This window comes from Virgibacillus sp. NKC19-3, from assembly GCF_019837165.1.
Lineage (GTDB): Bacteria > Bacillota > Bacilli > Bacillales > Amphibacillaceae > Virgibacillus_L > Virgibacillus_L saliphilus.
The window spans coordinates 2,339,555-2,358,411 of sequence record NZ_JAGYHC010000001.1; the positions used below are offsets into that span (position 1 = coordinate 2,339,555).

17 protein-coding genes are annotated in these 18,857 nt (G+C 37.9%); all 17 read right to left on the reverse strand.

The window, feature by feature from the left end; genetic code table 11:
* Positions 1–111: 111 nt before the first annotated feature.
* The 17 genes from KFZ56_RS11340 to rpsB all read right to left on the reverse strand — a co-directional run bounded on the left by KFZ56_RS11340 (position 112) and on the right by rpsB (position 18,549).
* Positions 112–1,056 (reverse strand): bifunctional riboflavin kinase/FAD synthetase, encoded by a 945-nt coding sequence (locus KFZ56_RS11340; RefSeq protein WP_222642035.1) that lies wholly within the window; start codon positions 1,054–1,056, stop codon positions 112–114.
* Between the two features lie 22 nt (positions 1,057–1,078).
* Positions 1,079–1,981 carry a tRNA pseudouridine(55) synthase TruB gene (gene truB, locus KFZ56_RS11345; RefSeq protein WP_222642036.1) on the reverse strand — a complete coding sequence of 301 codons (903 nt, stop codon included), beginning with the start codon at positions 1,979–1,981 and terminating at the stop codon, positions 1,079–1,081.
* Between the two features lie 82 nt (positions 1,982–2,063).
* Positions 2,064–2,405 (reverse strand): 30S ribosome-binding factor RbfA, encoded by a 342-nt coding sequence (gene rbfA / locus KFZ56_RS11350; RefSeq protein ID WP_222642037.1) that lies wholly within the window; start codon positions 2,403–2,405, stop codon positions 2,064–2,066.
* Between the two features lie 52 nt (positions 2,406–2,457).
* Positions 2,458–2,736, reverse strand: coding sequence for a DUF503 domain-containing protein (locus KFZ56_RS11355; RefSeq protein ID WP_222642038.1), 279 nt, complete (start codon positions 2,734–2,736; stop codon positions 2,458–2,460).
* The gene (gene infB, locus KFZ56_RS11360) at positions 2,733–4,847 is read right to left on the reverse strand and encodes a translation initiation factor IF-2 (protein ID WP_222642039.1); all 2,115 of its coding nucleotides are present in this window, start codon (positions 4,845–4,847) and stop codon (positions 2,733–2,735) included. The genes KFZ56_RS11355 and infB overlap by 4 nt, the downstream gene beginning before the upstream one ends.
* 20 nt (positions 4,848–4,867) lie before the next feature.
* Positions 4,868–5,167 (reverse strand): L7Ae/L30e/S12e/Gadd45 family ribosomal protein, encoded by a 300-nt coding sequence (locus KFZ56_RS11365; protein WP_222642040.1) that lies wholly within the window; start codon positions 5,165–5,167, stop codon positions 4,868–4,870.
* Positions 5,157–5,441 (reverse strand): RNase P modulator RnpM, encoded by a 285-nt coding sequence (gene rnpM / locus KFZ56_RS11370; protein ID WP_222642041.1) that lies wholly within the window; start codon positions 5,439–5,441, stop codon positions 5,157–5,159. The genes KFZ56_RS11365 and rnpM overlap by 11 nt, the downstream gene beginning before the upstream one ends.
* A 12-nt stretch (positions 5,442–5,453) precedes the next feature.
* Positions 5,454–6,566: a transcription termination factor NusA gene (nusA, locus tag KFZ56_RS11375; RefSeq protein ID WP_222642042.1), complete on the reverse strand. Its 1,113-nt coding sequence runs from the start codon at positions 6,564–6,566 to the stop codon at positions 5,454–5,456.
* A gap of 16 nt (positions 6,567–6,582) precedes the next feature.
* Positions 6,583–7,053, reverse strand: a complete 471-nt coding sequence (gene rimP, locus KFZ56_RS11380) for a ribosome maturation factor RimP (protein ID WP_222642043.1) — start codon at positions 7,051–7,053, stop codon at positions 6,583–6,585.
* Between the two features lie 756 nt (positions 7,054–7,809).
* Complete coding sequence (locus KFZ56_RS11385; RefSeq protein WP_222642044.1) at positions 7,810–12,099, reverse strand: PolC-type DNA polymerase III; 4,290 nt, start codon at positions 12,097–12,099, stop codon at positions 7,810–7,812.
* 103 nt (positions 12,100–12,202) lie between these two features.
* A complete protein-coding gene (rseP, locus tag KFZ56_RS11390) occupies positions 12,203–13,465 on the reverse strand; it encodes an RIP metalloprotease RseP (RefSeq protein WP_222642045.1) in 1,263 nt (420 codons plus the stop codon).
* A 133-nt stretch (positions 13,466–13,598) separates the two neighbouring features.
* Positions 13,599–14,390, reverse strand: a complete 792-nt coding sequence (locus KFZ56_RS11395; RefSeq protein WP_222642046.1) for a phosphatidate cytidylyltransferase — start codon at positions 14,388–14,390, stop codon at positions 13,599–13,601.
* Between the two features lie 15 nt (positions 14,391–14,405).
* On the reverse strand, positions 14,406–15,167 hold the full coding sequence (gene uppS, locus KFZ56_RS11400; protein ID WP_222642047.1) for an undecaprenyl pyrophosphate synthase: 762 nt from the start codon (positions 15,165–15,167) through the stop codon (positions 14,406–14,408).
* 248 nt (positions 15,168–15,415) lie between these two features.
* Positions 15,416–15,973 (reverse strand): ribosome recycling factor, encoded by a 558-nt coding sequence (gene frr, locus KFZ56_RS11405; protein WP_222642048.1) that lies wholly within the window; start codon positions 15,971–15,973, stop codon positions 15,416–15,418.
* Positions 15,974–15,975: 2 nt separating this feature from the next.
* Positions 15,976–16,698 carry a UMP kinase gene (pyrH, locus tag KFZ56_RS11410; RefSeq protein ID WP_222642049.1) on the reverse strand — a complete coding sequence of 241 codons (723 nt, stop codon included), beginning with the start codon at positions 16,696–16,698 and terminating at the stop codon, positions 15,976–15,978.
* Between the two features lie 67 nt (positions 16,699–16,765).
* The gene (gene tsf, locus KFZ56_RS11415; RefSeq protein ID WP_222642050.1) at positions 16,766–17,653 is read right to left on the reverse strand and encodes a translation elongation factor Ts; all 888 of its coding nucleotides are present in this window, start codon (positions 17,651–17,653) and stop codon (positions 16,766–16,768) included.
* 86 nt (positions 17,654–17,739) lie between these two features.
* Positions 17,740–18,549 carry a 30S ribosomal protein S2 gene (gene rpsB, locus KFZ56_RS11420; RefSeq protein WP_222642051.1) on the reverse strand — a complete coding sequence of 270 codons (810 nt, stop codon included), beginning with the start codon at positions 18,547–18,549 and terminating at the stop codon, positions 17,740–17,742.
* Positions 18,550–18,857: the final 308 nt, after the last annotated feature.

The window sequence follows — 18,857 nt, forward strand, 5'->3', positions numbered from 1 at the left end:
AGTTCCCTAGCAAACGCCGGAGTTACGATTTGCCAAGCAATGGTTTTACGTTGATAATCATAACGCTTTTTCGTAGAAATTGCAAGTAAAAATGAGAATAATCCTTTGAATTTAGCCTTTTTCTGAGAAAAAAGCTCGTATATTCTTTTCATCCGTAGCCATTTGATTAATTAGAGTTGCGGCACCATCAAATTTCTCTTCATCCCGAATGTACTTATGCCATTCTATCTGTAATGTTTCACCATAAAGGTTATTGTCATAGTCAAATATATGCACTTCAACAGACAAATCCTTTCGATCTGCAGTAAAGGTTGGATTTGTACCAATACTAGCCATTCCGTCATAGAACTCATTGTTATGACAGATTCTAACTGCATATACGCCGATTTTTGGTAATAAAGCATCCGTATTAATCCGTAAATTAGCGGTAGGATAGCCGATCTCTCGCCCGCGGTGATCACCTTTGACAACAGTACCGTAAAATGCAAGGGGTCTGCCTAACAATGTATGTACCCCTTGGACATTTCCGGCTTTAAGTAGATTTCTTATGTGGGTTGAGCTGATCTTCTCTTCATTCAACATTACTTTATCGACTGTGGTGTACGTAAACATCCCCCTGGTATGCTCATGAAGATTGCCCATGTTCCCTTGTCCTTTATGGCCATAGGAATAATCGAAGCCTGCAACTAAATGTTTTATATTTAACCCGATGATAAAATGATCAATAAACGCTTGGGGGGATAAAGAAGATAATTCTTTATTAAATTCAATTATAAAAAGTCGATCGACACCAAGTCCTTGCAAAATCTTTTTCTTTTCTCTTAATGGTGTAATATATTTCACGTGTTGTGTACCCTTTTTTAATACAACAGAGGGATGTGGGTGAAACGTAATCACTGCACTTTCCATACCCTTTTGTTTTGCCTCTTCGACTGCTGTTTCAATTACTTTTTGATGTCCCTTATGTACACCATCAAAAAATCCAATCGCACTAACCATACGAGGTAATTCATCTAATCCCAGTGTGTGAGGGTATGTTAGTTGAATCGTTCTCATAAGTATTCACCTACGCTTTTTCTCATCCATGAAAGACGCGAACTGGTTTCATTTGTTCCGGCTTTTGGGGATGTATTTGATAGATTGCTAATAGCTGCTGATCATGCATAACGACAAAAGGATCTGTAGTTAATTTATGGTTTGACTTTGATATTTTTTGGCCATGGTAAACGCGACGTTTTGTTTCTTCGCCTACATATAGAATATCCAAGTGATCCAGTCCTTTAATCATAGGCAATAATAATTGATCTTGTCGATTATGTTTTGCAGCTTCTTCAATAATAGAAAACGTTACTGTATGCTTCTTTGTAAATGAAGCAGATGTTGTTCGTACTAAATCTGACATATGTGCAGGATATCCTAGACACTTCCCAATATCAACACATAATGTCCGTATATACGTGCCTTTTGAGCAAACTATTTCTATGCTAAATCGGTTTTTTTCTTTTTCTTCTGCTTTTAAAGGTAATTGGTTTAATTCATAGATGATAATTTCTCTTACAGGCCGTTTAATTTCTTCACCTGCTCTTGCATATTCATACAGTTTTTTACCATTTACTTTTACAGCAGAATACATTGGCGGAACTTGCTTAATTGTTCCTCTAAATGATTGTAGCACATTTTCTATTCTTTTTTCAGAAGGAAAGTCAATTACTGATTTTTTATCAACTATAGACCCATGTCTATCCTCTGTATCTGTTGATTGGCCCAACGCTACTTTTGCAACATAGCCTTTCTTTGTTTCGGTTAAATATGGGACAATTTTGGTTGCCTCTCCAATACATATAGGAAGTACCCCTTCAACTTCAGGGTCCAGGGTGCCAGTGTGACCGACTTTTTTTGTTTTAAAAATCTTTCGTATTTGCACAACGCAATCATGTGACGTCAAGCCCTTTGGCTTCCATAATGGTAATATACCATTCATTTCTTAAAACCTCCAAAACGCATTTACGTGTATGGAAAAAACCTGACTCACTTAAGTTTGAGTCAGATTTTTTGGAAAGTGACTATTTATTTAGCTCACGCAGAATCGTTTCTATACGATTACCATGATCAAAAGCTTCATCAAACTCAAACATTAATTCAGGTGTTTTACGTAATCGGATTCGCTGCCCGATTTCCGAACGGATAAATCCTTTCGCCTTTGAAAGACCTAAAAGGGTATCATGTTTTTGCTGTTCATCACCAAGCACAGATATAAATATTGTTGCTTGCTGGAGGTCACCTGTTACTTCAACATCCATAACGGTAACAAATCCGATTCGCGGATCTTTTAACTTTTGGGTGAAAATTTCACCTAACTCTTTCTTCATTTGCTCTGCTACGCGATTTGCACGTACATCTGACATTTCATTCACCTCGCTCTTAAGGAAAAGCTTTTATCGCTAGTGTAACCTGAACTTACACACGCTCTACATCTGTAATAGTACGTTCCAGTTCTGCATACGAATCAATGACGCGCAGCACTTCCTGTATTGTCTGTTCGGCATGTGTATGGCTGGTAGAGATTGTAACAATCCCAAGTTTCGTTCGTTGCCATAAATCATGATAATCCAATTCTGTAATGGCTACATTAAAATTATTTCGTAGTTTAGCCATTAAACGCTTGATAATTGATCGTTTCGATTTAAGCGAATGGCCTTCATACATCATACATTCGACTTCCGCATACATCATCATTTACGTTCAATTTCTTCCATAACAAATGCTTCCATAACATCGCCTTCTTTAATGTCATTGAAATTTTTAATGGTAATCCCGCATTCATAATTTTGAGCGACTTCTTTTACGTCATCTTTAAAACGTTTTAATGCGGCAATTTCACCTTCAAATTGAACAACGCCGTCACGGATGACTCTTATACCGGAATCTCTTGTCACTTTTCCATCGGTTACATAGCTACCCGCTATTGTCCCTATTCTAGAAACCTTGAATATTTCGCGAACTTCTATTTGTCCGATGACTTTTTCTTCATACTCCGGATCAAGCATGCCTTTCATAGCTGCTTCAATTTCTTCAATAGCAGTATATATGACGCGATGGAGACGGACATCTACTTTTTCAGTATCGGCTGCTTTCTTTGCATTAACATCAGGACGAACATTAAACCCGATTACAATTGCATTAGAAGCTGACGCTAAAATTATATCTGATTCCGAAATTGCTCCTACTCCTGTATGAATAATTTTGATATTCACACCTTCAACATTTATTTTTCCAAGAGATCCTGCCAGCGCTTCTGCGGAGCCTTGAACATCTGCTTTAATAATAATATTAATTTCTTTCATTTCTCCTTGCTTGATTTGCTCAAACAAGTCATCCAGACTAACTTTGGATTGTTCGCTACGATTTTCAACAATATATTGTTGTGCCCGTGCTTCACCAATATGACGCGCTTTTTTCTCATCTTTGAATACCATGAATTGATCTCCTGCTTGAGGTACATGGTTTAAACCAGTAATCTCCACAGGTGTTGATGGTCCGGCTTTTTTAACACGTGCTCCTACATCGTTAACCATTGCTCTTACACGTCCATACGTATTGCCCACAACGATTGAATCGCCAACATTTAATTGACCATTCTCAATGAGTAATGTTGCAACTGGCCCACGGCCTTTATCTAGCTTGGCATCAATTACTGTACCGGATGCACTTGCATTTGGATTAGCTTTTAATTCCTCAACTTCTGAGACGAGTAATATCATTTCCAATAAATCGTCAATACCTTCAGCCTTTGTCGCTGTTACATTCACAAAAATCGTACTGCCGCCCCAAGCTTCCGGAATAAGTTCATATTCTGTTAATTCCTGCATCACACGGTCCGGATTGGCACCTTCTTTGTCCATTTTATTTACAGCTACAATAATTGGAACCTCAGCAGCTTTTGCATGATTGATAGCTTCCACCGTCTGGGGCATAACACCATCATCAGCAGCAACGACCAAAATTGCAATATCCGTTACCTGTGCTCCTCGAGAACGCATACTTGTGAATGCGGCGTGTCCCGGTGTATCAAGAAATGTAACTTTCTTCCCTTGATCTTCTACTTGATACGCCCCAATATGTTGAGTGATCCCTCCAGCTTCTCCAGCTGTTACTTTCGTATGACGAATGGAATCGAGTAGTGTTGTTTTACCATGGTCGACATGCCCCATAATAGTAACAACGGCAGGTCTTTCAATAAGATCGGCTTCATTTTCTTCTACTCTATACTTTTCAAAATCCGTATCATCCAGTATAATTTCTTTTTCAACCTCAACGTTAAATTCAGCGCAAAGCAACTCAATCGTATCGTCATCAAGGTCCTGATTTTTCGTTGCCATTACACCTAGGTTCATTAATTTCTTTATTATTTCTGCCGCTTGCATATGAAGTTTACTTGCCAATTCACTCACAGTCAACGTATCATTGTACGTAATACGCTCAGGAATTTTATTTACCGTGGACTGTTTATTTGTCGCAGATTTATTCTCTTTTCCCTTTTTGCCTTTTTGATTTCTATTTTGTTTGTTCGGCTGTGAATTCTTTTTCTGTCCGGTTTTATTGTTCTTTCCTTTATTGCCTGTTTTATTCATTGGCTGCTTGTTTTGGCTGGATGAAGGTTCTGTTTGTTGTTTTGTATGACTAGTAGAACCAGCTTTAAATTTTTCATCTAATTTCGATGCTGTATCAGATGAAATTGTTGACATATGATTGGAAACCTCTATATTTAGGTTATTTAGATGATTAATCACATCTTTACTTGTTACATTATTCTGTTTTGCATATTCATATACACGCATTTTACTCATACGTTCACCCCCGAATTTTATTACCCGAGTAGCGATTTAATCTTAGCAGCAAATCCTGCATCTAAAATAGCAATAGCTACCCTTTGGGATTTTCCGATAGCGTTTGACATTGTTTCTCTATCATCTACTACCCGAAGTGGAATTTCATACGTCTTACATTTATTTGTTAATTTCTTATATGTCTGTGGACCAATATCATTTGCCAAGAGTACTAACTTAGCCTTGTTTTTTTGAATATCTTTTACGATTGTTTCTTCGCCTAACGAACATTTCCCAGCACGATACGCAAGCCCCAGTATATTTAAATAACTATTTGTCATTATCGTTACCATCAATGAATTGTTTTAGTTCATCATAAATGGATGTATCTACTTCCACATTGAATTGACGATGTAATATATTCGTTTCTTCTGCTTTTGCAATGACTTCGTGGTCACGAGATAAATAGGCGCCTCGGCCATTCTTCTTACCGGTCGGATCAACAAAGACTTCTCCTTCTTTGTTCCTTACGACACGAATCAGCTCTTTTTTGGGCTTCATTTCATTTGTAACGATACATTTACGTTGCGGTATCTTCTTTTTCTTTTGTGCCACCGGATTCCCTCCTTATTGGAACAAATCTTCATCTCTGTTTGGGTCTTCTTCATCGTCTTCTTCATTGTCCTCATCTGTTAAAAGGCCTTCTGCCCTAGCATCTGTTTCGCTCTTAATATCGATTTTCCAACCTGTTAACTTAGCCGCAAGTCTTGCATTTTGACCACGCTTTCCAATGGCCAGCGATAATTGATAGTCTGGCACGATTACAGTGGTTGCTTTCTCTTCCTCATCCACTAAAACCTCAATAACTTTTGATGGACTCAATGCATTTGTTACATACACAATCGGATCCTCTGACCATTCTACAATATCAATTTTTTCCCCTTTTAATTCATTCACAATTGCCTGAACGCGTTGTCCCTTTTGTCCAACGCATGAACCAACAGGATCTATTTCCGGGTCAGGAGCATGAACAGAAATTTTAGATCTGTCTCCTGCTTCTCTTGAAACAGATTTAATTTCAACAATGCCATCATAAATTTCCGGAACTTCCATTTCAAATAATCGTTTCAAGAGACCGGGATGAGATCTGGAAATAAAAATTTGTGGCCCTTTACTCGTATTTTCTACTTTGGTCACAAATACTTTTAAACGGTCGTGAACATAATAGTTTTCTGTAGGCATTTGTTCAGCCTCAGCTAGTTTTGCCTCAACCTTGCCTAAATTGACATAAACAAAACGTGAGTCTGTGCGCTGAATAATCCCTGTCATTACATCCTCTTCGCGATCTTGATACTCACTGAATATAACCCCTCGCTCAGCTTCTCTCACACGTTGTGTAACAACCTGCTTGGCTGCCTGAGCAGCTATTCGGCCAAAGTCCTTTGGTGTTACTTCCACCTCAATAACATCCTCTAATTCATAATTCGGATCTATTTCCCTGGCCTCTTCCAGTGAAATATCCTGTTGTGTATCTTCTATTTCTTCAACTACGGTTTTTCTTGAAAAAACTCCCATTTTACCTGTTTCTTCATTGAGTTCTACGCGCACATTTGACGCGGATTTAAAATTTTTCTTATAGGCTGATATTAAAGCTGCTTCCAATGCCTCCATTAGAATATCCTTATCTATCCCTTTTTCCTCTGCCAAATAATCAATCGCATTAAACAACTGACTGCTCACTTTTCCTTTCCCCCTTTTAAAACATTACAGCAAGTCTTGCTTTTGCTATTTTGTCATATGGAATTTCAACCTGTTTTTTTTGTGTTTTTACGTTGTACTCTATCGTTACCAAATGATTCGTAAAGCTTTTCAGCGTGCCCTCATATTCCTTTGACCCATCAATTGGTTCATATAATTTAACAAAAATATTTTTATGCAAATTATTTTGGAAATCTTCCTTTGTTTTTAATGGTCGTTCAACACCCGGAGAAGACACTTCCAGAAAATAAGCTTCTTTGATAGGATCTGTTTCATCCAATTTTTCACTTAATTCTTCTGACACATCTCCACATTCTGAGATATCTACGCCACCAGTTTTATCAATATATATCCGAAGGAACCAATTTTTACCTTCTTTTTCATAGTTAATATCAACCAATTCCAATTCTCTTTTCTCTAAAATAGGTTGCAGTAATTGTTCGGTTGTTTTTACTACCTGGGAACTCAAACTTTTATCCTCCTTTATTCAATTGTCATTATTCCTTATTATGAACAAACTACCCTATTTTCATTTAAGTACTCCAGATTCAATATAAAACCCCTGCCGGAAGATGTGGCAAGGGGAAGCATAACTTAAAATCGAATAGAAGTATGAAGAAAGAGTGGGCATTTACCCACTCTTTTAACCGTTCGTATCATTTCTTACCAAAAACAGTATATCACATGAACACGGAGGATGCAAGGCGAGCAAATAATTATTTCACAACTTAGCTACCATTTAAAATTGCTCTTTCATAAACATCGTTGCTATTCTTCGCCATTGATAGAAACTGCAACGTAGTGTGCCATACTCTTTCCAAGCATTGGTTGAGAGCGTAGGGATACCGCTACGGAAACACATTCCGCGCACCTTAGGGGGCTGATGAGCCACCTCCTGCTAGCGCACTTCGGCGTCTCATCTAGGCCTTTAGCTCCCGCAGGAGTCTTCATGTGTTTCCTTCGCTGGTGGTCCAATTCCTACCGTTAAACTGCATTTGTAATGCATATCAAACATATTGAAGCTCTCTTACCAGTTCGGTGTTGAATACGAATGAAATTTAGCGACAGAAACTGTGACATTTCCGTAGCCGAATGCCTACGCTCAACTATCATTAGAACGAGAACTTTCTCATAAAGTTACTTTCACTACGTCGCTGTTTCTATCTTTCCTGTCATGAGTAACAAATGTTTTTGGTGGACGGATCTTTGGCACAGTCGCCATCCTTTAAAATAAGGATAGTTGATTTTTTTCCGCCATTCCATCTAAACACCCATGATTATCCAGGTACTCCAAAACAGTCTTGGAAATTCTACTCCGCTCACGAAGATCCTCTTTGGATAAAAACTCACCTTCTTCACGTGCTTTTACGATATTAATGGCTGCGTTTGTCCCTAATCCATCAACGGCATTAAATGGTGGAATAAGTGCATTTTCATCAACAATAAATTCAGTCGCACTGGATTTATAAAGATCAACTTTCTTAAATGAAAATCCACGTTCACACATTTCCAATGATACTTCCAATACAGTTAACAAACTTTTTTCTTTCGGTGGAGCATCATTTCCTTTTGCTGTTATACTTTCGATTCGCTGTCTGATTGCCTGAGAACCTTTAATCATCGTATCTAATTCAAAGTCACCTGCTCTTACCGTAAAATATGCAGCATAAAATAAAATAGGATAATGGACCTTGAAATAAGCGATCCTGACTGCCATTAATACATAGGCTGCAGCATGAGCCTTCGGGAACATATATTTAATCTTCTTACAGGATTCAATATACCAGTCCGGCACGCCATGCTTTTTCATTTCTACAATCCAATCATCCTGCAATCCTTTTCCTTTCCGAACAAATTCCATAATTTTAAAGGCAAGAGAAGCTTCCAACCCCTTATGCATTAAGTAAACCATAATATCATCACGGCAACCAATAACATCAGGTAGCTCACACACACCGTCATTAATTAATTCTTGTGCATTCCCTAACCAGACGTCCGTACCATGTGACAGTCCCGAAATAATGAGAAGTTCGGAGAATGTTGAAGGTTTTGTGTCTTCAAGCATTTGTCTAACAAAATTTGTTCCGAATTCAGGGACACCTAGTGTACCGGTTTTACAATTAATTTGCTCTGGAGTAACTCCAATTGCATCTGTACCTGAAAATATTTTCATCACTTCAGCATCATCAGTTGGAATGGTTTTCGGATCAATGCCACTTAAATCCTGAAGCATACGGATGACGGTTGGATCATCATGTCCCAGTATATCCAATTTTAACAGATTACTATCAATGGAATGGAAATCAAAATGCGTCGTTCTCCATTCGCTACTGCGATCATCTGCAGGGTATTGAATTGGTGTGAAATCATAAATCTCCTTATCCTCTGGAACAACAACGATTCCACCAGGATGCTGCCCAGTATTTCGTTTAACACCTTGACTTCCTTGTACTAGGCGATCCACTTCTGCTTTTTTTAAGACCAGTTGTTTATCCGATGCGTATCCTTTCACATATCCGTAGGCTGTTTTTTCTGCTACTGTCCCAATTGTTCCAGCACGATAAACATTGTCCTCACCAAAAATTTCCTTCGTAAAATTATGGGCTACAGGTTGATAATCTCCTGAAAAATTCAAGTCAATATCAGGTACCTTATCACCCTTAAATCCAAGAAAAGTCTCAAATGGTATGTCCTGTCCATCCTTCGTTAATGGACTATCGCAATGCGGGCAATTTTTATCAGGCAGATCAAAGCCGCTACCAGCAGTACCATCTGTAATAAACTCACTATAATGACAGTGTGGGCAAACATAGTGTGGTGGCAGTGGATTTACTTCAGAAATCTCCGTCATTGTAGCCACAAAGGAGGAACCCACTGAACCACGTGACCCAACCAAATAACCATCCGTCAATGATTTTTTGACCAGTTTCTGTGAAATTAAATAGATGACAGCAAATCCATTTCCAATAATACTCTCCAATTCTTTTTCAAGTCGTTCAGTAACGATTTCCGGTACTTCTTCACCGTATATCTGTCTCGCCCGGTTATAACAGAGATCTCTTATTTCCTGTTCAGCACCTTCTATTTTTGGTGTAAACAAGCCATCTCGAACTGGTGAAACGTCTTCTATTTCATCTGCTAACGCGTTGGTATTGTCAACAATAATTTCATATGCTTTTTCTTCGCCTAAAAAGCTAAAGCTCTCCAGCATCTCATTTGTTGTACGATATGGTGTGTCCGGTAATGTTTGCCGGCTTAATGGATTACCAGCCTGAGAGGCAATTAGAATCTGACGATATAATTTTTCATGCTTTTCGATATAATGTACGTTTCCCGTCGCAACTACGCGTTTATTCATACGTTTACCCATTTCAACCAATTTTGTAATAATATCAAGGACCTGTGCTTCATTTTGAACAAGGTCTTTTTCAATTAAATGTGTATAATTAGCTGGTGGCTGAACTTCGATGTAATCATAAAACGCTGCTACATTTTCTGCCTCTTCTACTGATTTTTGCATCATCGTTTCAAAAACTTCTCCCTGATCACAGCCTGACCCAACAAGAATACCATCTCTAAACCTTTGCAAAAGGGAACGCGGAATGCGTGGAACACGATAAAAATAATTAACATGTGCATAAGAGACCAACTTGTATAAATTCTTTAAGCCTTCTTGCGTTTTTGCAAGTATGGTGCAATGATATGGACGTGAACGCTGATACGCATTCCCTTCACCCATATGATTATTTAATTGGTGATGGTTCGTAATTTCTTCTTTCAGCAGGCGCTGAACCAATTTCCATAGCAAATACCCTGTAGCTTCAGCATCATAGATGGCCCTGTGATGTTGCGTGAGCTCAATATCCAAGTATTTACATAACGTATTCAGACGGTGGTTTTTTAATTCTGGGAATAAAAATCTAGCAAGTTCTAATGTGTCTATAACAGGATTTGTTGCTTTCTCATAATCAATCTTTTTGAAACCTTGATTCAGAAAGCCCATATCAAAGCTTGCATTATGTGCTACCAGAATACTATCTTCCATCCATTCATAAAAATCTTTTAATACATCATCAATTTCTGGTGCATCTTTCACCATATCATCCGTTATACCGGTTAAATCAGTCGTCGTTTGCGACAAAGCATGATGGGGATTCGCGAAAGACTCAAAACGATCAACAATCTCCCCGTCTAAAACTTTAACACCAGCAAGCTCAATGATAGTGTCATAGACTGCTGATAATCCAGTCGTTTCAACGTCAAAAACAACATAGCTAGCTGTCTTCAAATCAACATCTGTTTCGTTATAAGCAATTGGTACACCATCGTCCACTAAATTGGCTTCAACACCATACAATACTTTTATATCGTTCTTTTGACTTGCTGCATGTGCCTCTGGAAATCCTTGTACACCAGCATGATCTGTAATAGCAACAGCCTTATGTCCCCATTTTGCGGCTTGCTTTACAAGGGCAGACGGCGAAACAACTGCATCCATTTGACTCATCGTAGTATGTGCATGTAATTCCACCCTTTTATTATCATTCGAAGCCTCATCCATACGAGCTTCTACTTTTACTTCATGAATGTCACCTGCCATCATAGCCAGTTCATTTGTATACATATCTGTTTGTATACTTCCTCTTGCTTTTACCCACATCCCTTCTTTCACAGCTTCGAATTTCGCCGCATCTTCATCCCCTTTGGAGAACATTTTAATTTCTAGGGAATCGGTATAATCCGTTGCTTTAATAATTAATAGACTTCTTCCGGAACGTAATTGGCGGACCTCTACTGCAAATATATATCCCTGAACAGTTACGCGACGCTCCTCTTCCTGAATTTCTTCCATTTGCATAACATCATCTTGAATTTTATATCCAATCATAAATGGCTTATTGTCAGGCTGTGATTTATCTTTATCGCGTTTTTCTTTTTCCTGGACTGTTTTCAAGACCACTTGCTGATCCTCTAAGGCCGTTTGTTCTTTGAATTTTTGAATCGTCTCTGTTTCCGTTTTTACGGTGATTTCCATCGAATAACGCATAGCACCAATTTTCGTGCAATATGCTTGGAAACTTTCCTCCAAGCGTTTCTTTAAAGCCGTTGCTTCCGCTTCATTCCTTGAAGTTAACATAATCTTATTATTGTTTACTTGTGGGATTTGTGTTTGAACTAAATCTTTATACGCTGGTGATAGCTTGGTTAAATTCTGTATGAAATTTTTCCAATAATCACGAATAATGGAAGGATCACAGTTTTTTTCCTCTGTGTAAATCGTTACATCCAAGTTGGCGAATTGCTGAAATGTCTCCTGTAATTTCGTTGTTAATAATAAATAGATATGTAATGGCAATACACGCTTTACATGGATGTGAAAATGCCAGGTACGTGTTTGTTTATACACTTCTAACTTGTCTAAATAGCTTTCCAAAAAATAATCATTACTATATTCTTCCGGCATTTGTAGTTGACTAAGTAGTACATTCATTTTCTCTCGTTTTGATATATCCATCTATTCCCCTCCTCATACTCTGACCTCCGGGCCATAATGATGGAAACCCTTGCCGAAAGTAAAAGACAAGGGTTTTCACGTCAAGTTAAATCATTATCCTATGCTACAAGAAGAGCCGTTGTATATCATTCCATGTAACGACAATCATTAGCAGCATTAACAGTGCAAACCCCACAAAATGGAAGATTCCTTCTTTTTCAGGGGAAACTGGTTTGCCGCGTATTGCTTCTATGCCAACAAACATTAATCGTCCTCCGTCAAGTGCAGGCAGTGGTACCAAATTTACAATACCCAGGTTAACACTTAAAATAGCGGTAAACATGATGAAATTCATCAAACCGGTCTGAACAACTTGATCTGTCGCATCATATATACCAACAGGACCAGACAATAATTCAATGGAAACTTGCCCGGTAATCAACATACCCAAGTTCGTTAAAATCGTTCTGGTTGTCTCATATGTCTGGGTAAATCCATATTCAAAGGTACCTAAGAAAGATTTTTCAAACGCCCTTTGAACTCCAGCTTGTCCAATTGATTGTCCCTCTACCTGCGTTTCAATCTCGTCTGGAACGACCGTCACCGTTTGTTCTTCTCCATTACGATCGATTGTCATATCTAATTCTTCTCCCGGGTTTTCTTGTACAATAGCAGTAAAGTCTTCCCATGTCGCTATAGAATTTCCTTCAATCTCTATAATTTCATCATTCGCCTGTAACCCTGCTTCCTCTGCCGGACTTCCTTCTACAACTTCACTCATTTTAGCCTCATCCACAGGCACACCCTGAATCATTCCTAAAATAAGAAAAAGCACAATCGCCAGCAGAAAGTTCATCATGGGACCTGCAAACAACTGCATTGCTCTTTTTCCGGGGCTCTTAGAAGCAAATTGGCGGTCATATGGGGCAATTTGTGTTTCTCGCTCGTCCATGATAAAGAACGCCTTCGGATCTACATCAAAGCGTAACTTCTCTTCTTCATCTATCTCATAGCCTTCTATAATTAATTCATGATCCAGATCTGCATGTTCGACTTCAATAACACGGGCATTTGGATGTTTTGATTTATTGTTAACAATAATTTTATCAATTTTTCCTGCATCATTAAACTCAAGTCCAATATGATGACCAGGTTTTAATTCAATAATCTCGGGATCTTCACCCGCAACACGTACATAGCCACCAGCCGGGATCAAACGTATCGTATATAACGTTTCATTTCTGGTAAATGAAAAAACCTTTGGTCCAAAGCCAATAGCAAATTCACGTGCCAGCATTCCAGCACGTTTTGCAAAGATTAAATGACCCCACTCATGAATAAACACCAATAGGCCAAACATGAATACAAAAGCTATAACTGTTGTCAAAAAAAGCACCTTCCTTTGCTCAGATAAATCCACGCCTGTATGATAGTAATCATCATAACACAGCATTGGCCCTGATGGAACTATGATAATTGTTACACCTAAAATGTTAGCAACACGCGCATTATAAGTATATTTATATAAATCCTATAAAATGCAACAATGGCAAAACAAAAAGCAAGCTATCGAAACGGTCTAATATTCCACCGTGTCCCGGCAAAATATTTCCTGAATCCTTTACATTGTAATGCCGTTTAAACGCTGATTCCACTAAATCACCAATTTGTCCAAAAATAGATGCCACAATTGTTGCTCCAACTACAACAAGCATAGAAAAAGGAAATGGATAGGTAAGCTGAAATACAATTGAAACTATACAAGCCAAGAGCACACCGCCTAATGCTCCTTCAATTGTCTTCTTTGGACTTATTTTGGGCCAAAGCTTTCTCTTGCCCAATAAGCGTCCAAATACATAAGCACCTGTATCTGTTGCCCAGACAATAAATAATGCATAAAAAATATAATTAAGACCTGCATTACGTGTTTCAATTAAATAATAGAATCCCATTCCTATATATATAACGGCTAAAAGTATAAATCCGGCATCATCAAACGTAAATTTATTCTTTACTAATACGGTGTAAGAAAGCAACAACAATACAAAAACCGTTACTACTTCCGTTTGTGTTAAGTCCGTGATCCCAATATAACCAGATGCGCTATGTATAGGAAATAGGGTTATCCATAAAAATACTATTGCTAATATAGACGGTAGTGAATACATGTCTATTTTATGCATTCTCATAAGTTCCATTAATCCGATTGTAGCTATTACATAAACAAAAAGTGTAAAAGGCAGGCCTCCATAGATGACAAATGGAAGAAGCACAATTATTGCTAAAATCGCTGTTAGAGTTCGTTGCATCATATCCTATTCATCACCCTAAATACCTCCATATCGCCTTTTTCGTAGTTGATATTCATGAATAGCCTGCTGGAAAGTTTCCTCATTAAAATCCGGCCATAATACATCTGTAAACCAAAATTCGGTATAGGCTAACTGCCATAACAAAAAATTACTTAACCGCTGTTCTCCACTGGTACGTATTAATAAATCAGGGTCACTAATTCCTTGTGTATATAAGTATTTTGAAAATATTTCTTCATCAACTGCTTCTACGGATAATTTTGAGCCATCTATGTCTGTCATTATTTGCTTAATTGCCTGCATAATTTCGAATCTACTACCATAGTTTAAAGCAAAATTTAATAATAATCCATCATTATTCTTTGTTTTATCTTTCGCATACTGGATTACTTTTTTTGTATCTTTAGGTAATGCTTCCACTTCACCAATCGTATCAAGCCTTACATTGTTTTCGATGAGTTCCGGCAGGTAAACATCCAGAAATTCTTTTGGAAGCTTCATGATAAAATCGACCTCGGATTTTGGTCGCTTCCAGTTTTCTGTTGAAAATGTGTACAGTGTAAGAATTTGTACGTTATGATTAGAAGCTGTCTTTACAATATCTTTAACAACCCTTACTCCTTCTCTATGACCAGCAATACGTGGAAGCCCACGTTTCTTTGCCCATCTGCCATTTCCATCCATAATAATTGCCACATGGTCCGGGGTGTTTTCTAAATCACTTGGTTGGGTTTCCTTTTTCTGTTTATTATTTATAAAAGGAAGTTTCATTGACATAGTTTTGTCCTCCAAATATTGTTGATTATCCATTTACAATCCTTTAACTATAATCAATATGAAGGAAAAAGAATTATAATACTATACGATCAGGATGAATCATCATTATATCATTAAAATCAATGTTTATTACAATTTTTATGTAAGAAGAATACGAAAGCCCCCTTAAACAAGAGGGCTACCTGCATCTTATTTTACACTTTATTGAAGCAATAATAAAGATTTCAAGTAATAAAATTTTAGAAAGACTATACTTCCATAATATCATTTTCTTTGTCTTTAGCAATTTGATCAATTTTTGCGGTTTGCGTATCTGTTTCTTTTTGCACCCTGTCCTGCAGGCCACGTAGATCATCTTCGGTGAGTTCATTATTCTTTTCAGCCTTTTTCAACTGATCATTTGCTTCACGACGAATATTCCGTACTTGGACACGTGCTTCTTCCGCATATTTACCTACCACTTTCACTAAATCTTTCCGTCTTTCTTCCGTTAAAGCCGGTATGTTTATACGTATAACATTTCCATCATTTGTTGGTGAAACGCCAAGATCAGCTTTTTGAATTGCTTTTTCAACATCAGAAAGTGATGATTTATCATATGGTGAAATGACCAGTAATCTTGCCTCTGGTACGGAAATAGAGGATAGTTGGTTTAGTGGTGTTGTTGCACCATAGTAATCTACATAAACATTATCCAGTAAGTTCGCGCTTGCTCTACCCGCTCTTACAGTTGCCAGTGTCTTAGAGAATGCCTGTACCGCTTGTTCCATTTTTTCCTGCATCTCTTTAACGATCTTGTCCGACATAACTATTTCCCCCTTAATATTGTTCCAATGGTTTCGCCAGCAACAACACGTTTTATATTGCCTTCTTCCATAATGGAAAATACAATTAATTGAATATCATTATCCATACATAAGGATGACGCTGTTGAATCCATAACGCCGAGATCCTCATTCAACATTTCCAGAAATGTTAAACTTTCATACTTCTGGGCAGATTTATTGGTTTTCGGATCATCCGTATATACACCATCTACATTATTCTTGGCCATCAGAATTACTTCTGCCTCAATCTCTGCAGCCCGTAATGCTGCAGTTGTATCTGTAGAAAAGTAAGGATTTCCGGTACCTGCAGCGAAGATAACAACACGTTTCTTTTCTAAATGACGAATTGCTTTTCTTCTAATATAAGGCTCAGCTACCTGACGCATTTCAATTGATGTTTGTACACGAGTTGGAATATCAATGGTTTCCAGAGCATCCTGGAGTGCAAGAGAATTCATGATCGTTGCTAACATTCCCATATAATCAGCTGTTGCGCGATCCATTCCCATTTCGCTGCCGACTTTTCCACGCCATATATTTCCTCCACCCACAACGATGGCGATTTCAACCCCAAGTTCTGCCACTTCTTTTACTTGGCTTGCGATGGATTGAATGACTTTAGGTTCAATGCCATTTCCATGTTCGCCACTTAAAGCTTCTCCACTTAATTTGAGTACAATTCTACGGTAACGAGCAGTTGTCATAAATACCTCCATCGATGAACTTATATCCTGGGTAGGGAACCTGTCACGTTCCCTATATCAGGTTACATTATTTTTTAATCTGATTCATAACTTCTTCAGCAAAGTTCTCTTCACGTTTCTCCATACCTTCGCCTACTTCATAGCGTACAAATGAGTTGACGCTCGCACCTTTATCTGCTACATATTTTTTTACTTTTTGATCTGGATCTTTCACAAAATCCTGTTCCAACAAGCAAATTTCTCCAAAGAATTTGCCGAGACGTCCTTCGACCATTTTTTCAACAATGTTTTCGGGTTTTCCCTCATTTAAAGCTTGTGTTTTCAACACTTCGCGCTCTTGGTTAACCTCTTCTTCCGGAACTTCGTCACGTGACACATAACGAGGATTAGATGCTGCAATATGCATAGCTATATCCTTCGCAAGTTGTCCGTCCTGTGTACCTTCAACAAGTGACAGTACACCAATATTTCCACCCATATGCAGATAAGATCCAAATGTATCATTATCTGTTTTATTTAATAATGTAAATCGACGCAATGAAATTTTTTCACCAATTTTTGCAATTGTTGCATTGATATAATCCTCCACTGTTTCACTACCGTTTCCATGTAACGGTTGCTTCATTACCGTGTCCATATCAGCAGGCTGTTGTTTTACAATATGCTCTCCAAGTTCTGATAATAATTGTTGGAACTGATCGTTTTTTGTCACAAAGTCCGTTTCACAATTGACTTCTAATAGAACTGCGGAATTACCATCTGTTTCAATATAAGTAGCACCTTCTGCAGCAACCCGATCAGCCTTTTTAGCGGCTTTAGAGATCCCTTTCTCACGCAAATAGTTAATGGCTTTATCCATATCTCCATCTGTTTCCTGTAGTGCTTTTTTACAATCCATCATACCTGCACCAGTTCTTTCACGTAATTCTTTCACCATTTTAGCATCAATAGCCATTTCATATATCCTCCTTTGAATATTCTTTTTAAAAAAGGTGATAAAAGGCTCTTATCCTCTTATCACCTCACCTTTTCTACTATTAATTACACTTGTTTAGATTCAGCATTCGTGTCTGTTTCAACTTCAGCGTCCGTTTCTTCTACAGTTGCTTCTTCGCTTCCTTCTTCATTCGCTTCTGATTGTACGTTTTCTGGTACCTCTTCTGTTTCTTCACCTTGTTTCACTTCCAGAATAGCGTCAGCGATTTTGGAAGTCAATAGTTTCACCGCACGAATGGCATCATCATTTGCTGGAATAACATAATCAATTTCATCCGGATCACAATTTGTATCCACCATTGCAATGATTGGAATGTTTAACTTATGTGCCTCAGCAATTGCAATCCGCTCTTTACGTGGATCAATAACGAACATAGCATCCGGTAATTTATCCATTTCTTTAATTCCGCCTAAGAATTTCATTAAGCGATCTTTTTCTTTTAATACATCAACAACTTCTTTTTTGGGTAGCACTTCAAATGTTCCATCTTCTTCCATCCGTTCAATATCTTTAAGGCGGGTAATACGTTTACGAATGGTTTGGAAGTTTGTAAGTGTACCTCCTAACCAGCGCTGGTTAATATAGAACATTCCTGAACGTACTGCCTCATCACGAACAGACTCTTGTGCTTGTTTTTTCGTACCAACGAAAAGAATCGAACCACCATTTGATGCGATTTCTTTTACATATTTGTATGCTTCATCAACCTTTTTAACTGTTTTTTGAAGGTCAATGATGTAAATGCCGTTACGTTCTGTGAAGATGTATTTCTTCATCTTTGGATTCCAACGGCGCGTCTGATGCCCAAAATGTACACCAGCTTCCAATAATTGTTTCATTGATATTGCTGCCATAAAAAATTCCTCCTAATTGGTTTTTTTCCTCCGCTTAGATCATTTTTGGATAAAGACCATGATTGAACTGGCACCTTCTATTCAAATTACTAAACGTGTGTGATGAAACTTGCTCATCGTATGAACATAGTACTTACACCAAAAGTTACTATATCACATAGGGGGCATGTAATCAAGCATTAACTTATTTTTCTATGCATATAATTTAATCATAAGTGAGGCCTCAGTTTTGCCGCAGTTTATACTCCCGGGAAATTTCAGATTCTGAAAATCCTTCCATATGTAGCTAGAGGGGTCTTGCTTGTAGT

What these genes read in the sequence shown, in the direction of transcription:
- KFZ56_RS11340 (WP_222642035.1), bottom strand. Translation starts at nt 1,056, where the DNA reads ATGAGAACGATTCAACTAACATACCCTCACACACTGGGATTAGATGAA.
- KFZ56_RS11385 (WP_222642044.1), bottom strand. Translation starts at nt 12,099, where the DNA reads ATGGATATATCAAAACGAGAGAAAATGAATGTACTACTTAGTCAACTA.
- pyrH (WP_222642049.1), bottom strand. Translation starts at nt 16,698, where the DNA reads ATGACAACTGCTCGTTACCGTAGAATTGTACTCAAATTAAGTGGAGAA.
- KFZ56_RS11365 (WP_222642040.1), bottom strand. Translation starts at nt 5,167, where the DNA reads ATGACAAATAGTTATTTAAATATACTGGGGCTTGCGTATCGTGCTGGG.
- frr (WP_222642048.1), bottom strand. Translation starts at nt 15,973, where the DNA reads ATGTCGGACAAGATCGTTAAAGAGATGCAGGAAAAAATGGAACAAGCG.
- tsf (WP_222642050.1), bottom strand. Translation starts at nt 17,653, where the DNA reads ATGGCTATTGATGCTAAAATGGTGAAAGAATTACGTGAAAGAACTGGT.
- truB (WP_222642036.1), bottom strand. Translation starts at nt 1,981, where the DNA reads ATGAATGGTATATTACCATTATGGAAGCCAAAGGGCTTGACGTCACAT.
- KFZ56_RS11355 (WP_222642038.1), bottom strand. Translation starts at nt 2,736, where the DNA reads ATGATGATGTATGCGGAAGTCGAATGTATGATGTATGAAGGCCATTCG.
- uppS (WP_222642047.1), bottom strand. Translation starts at nt 15,167, where the DNA reads ATGTCAATGAAACTTCCTTTTATAAATAATAAACAGAAAAAGGAAACC.
- rpsB (WP_222642051.1), bottom strand. Translation starts at nt 18,549, where the DNA reads ATGGCAGCAATATCAATGAAACAATTATTGGAAGCTGGTGTACATTTT.
- KFZ56_RS11395 (WP_222642046.1), bottom strand. Translation starts at nt 14,390, where the DNA reads ATGATGCAACGAACTCTAACAGCGATTTTAGCAATAATTGTGCTTCTT.
- infB (WP_222642039.1), bottom strand. Translation starts at nt 4,847, where the DNA reads ATGAGTAAAATGCGTGTATATGAATATGCAAAACAGAATAATGTAACA.
- rbfA (WP_222642037.1), bottom strand. Translation starts at nt 2,405, where the DNA reads ATGTCAGATGTACGTGCAAATCGCGTAGCAGAGCAAATGAAGAAAGAG.